This is a genomic window from Acinetobacter entericus, assembly GCF_026168575.1.
In the GTDB taxonomy this organism is placed as follows: domain Bacteria; phylum Pseudomonadota; class Gammaproteobacteria; order Pseudomonadales; family Moraxellaceae; genus Acinetobacter; species Acinetobacter bouvetii.
In genome coordinates, this window is sequence record NZ_JAPEQW010000083.1 from 1 (window position 1) to 2,306 (window position 2,306).

4 protein-coding genes are annotated in these 2,306 nt (G+C 32.9%); 1 reads left to right on the forward strand and 3 read right to left on the reverse strand.

Features of this window, described 5'->3' with window-relative positions; genetic code table 11:
• Positions 1-93: 93 nt before the first annotated feature.
• Complete coding sequence (locus OKC24_RS19505) at positions 94-384, reverse strand: addiction module antidote protein (RefSeq protein WP_004969304.1); 291 nt, start codon at positions 382-384, stop codon at positions 94-96.
• A gap of 1 nt (position 385) precedes the next feature.
• Complete coding sequence (locus tag OKC24_RS19510; protein ID WP_004647749.1) at positions 386-682, reverse strand: type II toxin-antitoxin system RelE/ParE family toxin; 297 nt, start codon at positions 680-682, stop codon at positions 386-388.
• 216 nt (positions 683-898) lie between these two features.
• Between OKC24_RS19510 and OKC24_RS19515 the strand changes: the two genes are divergently transcribed.
• A complete protein-coding gene (locus OKC24_RS19515) occupies positions 899-1,024 on the forward strand; it encodes a hypothetical protein (protein ID WP_004969301.1) in 126 nt (41 codons plus the stop codon).
• 93 nt (positions 1,025-1,117) lie between these two features.
• Here OKC24_RS19515 and OKC24_RS19520 read toward each other — a convergent pair whose 3' ends face one another.
• Entirely contained in the window at positions 1,118-2,200 is a 1,083-nt protein-coding gene (locus tag OKC24_RS19520; protein ID WP_004969299.1) for a hypothetical protein, read from the reverse strand.
• Between the last annotated feature and the right edge of the window lie 106 nt (positions 2,201-2,306).

Genomic DNA, 2,306 nt, shown 5'->3' on the forward strand with positions numbered 1-2,306 from the left:
AAATGGTTTATCGCATAGACATTTTAATTGGTGAATAACATAAAAAAAAAAATGGGAGCCTTTAGCTCCCATTTTTACTATATTTTTAAAGTTTTAAGCGTGTTGTACTGTGAGTTTTAAGCCTAAAGCATTTACTACACGATTAATCGTATCAAAACGTGGTGCTGAATCCTGACGTAGGGCTTTGTAGAGTGCTTCACGCCCAATCCCTGCTTCTTTAGCGATTTGAGTCATGCCACGAGCTTTAGCAATAACACCAAGTGCATGGGCTAATTCAGCTGGATCATTTTCTTCAAGAACCATATTGAGATACATCACAATGTCTTCTTCAGTTTTGAGCGACTCAGCCATATCAAAACTTGGTAAATCAGCGACTTTAACCATTTTAATCCTCCAATGTTTTCGATAGTTTGACTGCCCGATCGATGTCTTGTTGTTGAGTTGATTTATCTCCACCACCAAGCATTACAATCACAACGTCACCATGTTGGATGTAATACATCCTCCATCCAGAACCGAAGAATTCTCTCATTTCCCAAACGCCATCTTGGAGAGGTTTAATGTCTCCCCAGTTTCCACGTTGAACCTTATCTAATCGACGATTCAGGCGGATACGGGTCATATTGTCTTTAATGCCATCCAACCATTCATCAAATTCTGGAAGACGTTTAATTTCAATCATGAGGATTCCTTATCTTCTCACTATATTGTATTCGATCGAATACAATATGCAAGTAATTTATACGAACATCCATTAATTTCGTATAACACCATTATGTTAAATACATAATTTTTTTGGTTAAAATTTAAACTTTTTTACTGTTTTTCAGGCAAGATGCATATTTTTTTGAAGCCATACTTTCCTTGTCAGATGTTCAAACATTTTAAGGAGAAAGCAATGACACAAACAGCGAATGATCAACGTGCTACAGTAAAAAATCCTAATAATATTCAACATGCGCAGAATCAGGACAACCGTAGCCGACAATTGAATCCTAATCATAAACCTACGAAATCTAAATAAGGATGAAAACTATGAGCACAGCAGGTTGGCCTAGTACTACTGGAAATCCATCAGGTGGTGGCCGAGACAATAATCCACCTCGTAAATAAAAATTTATTTATCTTGTAATATCAATTCAGAAGGCCAAAGATATTGGCCTTCTGAAGGATATTTCTTCAGGAAGGCTTCCCATATCACGATAAAATCTTCTGATGTAGCTAACGTAGAAACGCTGGCTGTTTTTTGAAAATGTTTATAATAAAAGTCTTGCCAAAAATATATTAACCATAGGCCAGCTATGGCATTAATACTTTCAAACCACTTATCTTCTGGAAGTTCATTTTTCAGGAATAAATAATTCTCTTCTGAGACTTGTTCATAAATTTCATCATTTTTAAACTCACCATAAGGCAGACCTAGGAACTCATAGACTTCATTCAAGTAGCATAGTCTTCTGTTTTCTCTAACTTTTTTAATTAGTTGTATAAATTCTTTAATTTGTTCATCTTCGAGAGAAGGATCTAACCATTGCTCAAAACCATTAGTTGGAGGAATAGTCTTCAGAATCTCGACTTTATGTCCTTTTGTTGCTTCAAACTTTGCATTTATCTTTAAGATAAATAAAAGAAAATCTGTAAAAGTTTTTGATGGGAAGTATGGTCGTTTATTTTTAAACTTAAACTTTAATGCTTGGTTTAGTGAGATTGATTGGAATCCCCACTTCTTAGAAATTAAATGATCTAAGTGAATTAAAATTAGCAGTATATTGACGCCAGAATTTCTAAGCATCTCATGACTAATAATATTCTTTAAATCACCGTTAAAGCTAAAGTTATTTACCAGAAAATCATGTAGTTTGCAGACATCTTCATATAAAAAATTATTTTTTTCTAATTCTGAAAATAGCTTTATATGCTCATTCCAATAAAAAAAATCGTTATTCTTAATTGGATATAGTTCTAAGATTTTTAAGCAGTATGCAAAATTATAGTTTTCTTCATCTACAGCTAAAGAAGTTGCTGAATTAAGTACGAAAAACCCCATTTCTGAAGCAAATTCGGATTTAATTTTAACTTTAGCTATTTCATCATTTTTAAATGGAACATTAGTATATTTTTTCTCAATTTTACCTAGTTTCTTAGCCAGGTTTTTATCCATATTTTTCAATATTAAACAGTAGAATTCTAAAGGATTCATGGATGCCCTAATTTTTTAAAAAATCTAAAATTAACATAATACACCTTATACGAAATGCGTTTGTAAGCCCAAAGTAGAAATGTCCGGTTTCTCCAAAGTAAAAATG

What these genes read in the sequence shown, in the direction of transcription:
- OKC24_RS19505 (WP_004969304.1), bottom strand. Translation starts at nt 384, where the DNA reads ATGGTTAAAGTCGCTGATTTACCAAGTTTTGATATGGCTGAGTCGCTC.
- OKC24_RS19510 (WP_004647749.1), bottom strand. Translation starts at nt 682, where the DNA reads ATGATTGAAATTAAACGTCTTCCAGAATTTGATGAATGGTTGGATGGC.
- OKC24_RS19515 (WP_004969301.1), top strand. Translation starts at nt 899, where the DNA reads ATGACACAAACAGCGAATGATCAACGTGCTACAGTAAAAAATCCTAAT.
- OKC24_RS19520 (WP_004969299.1), bottom strand. Translation starts at nt 2,200, where the DNA reads ATGAATCCTTTAGAATTCTACTGTTTAATATTGAAAAATATGGATAAA.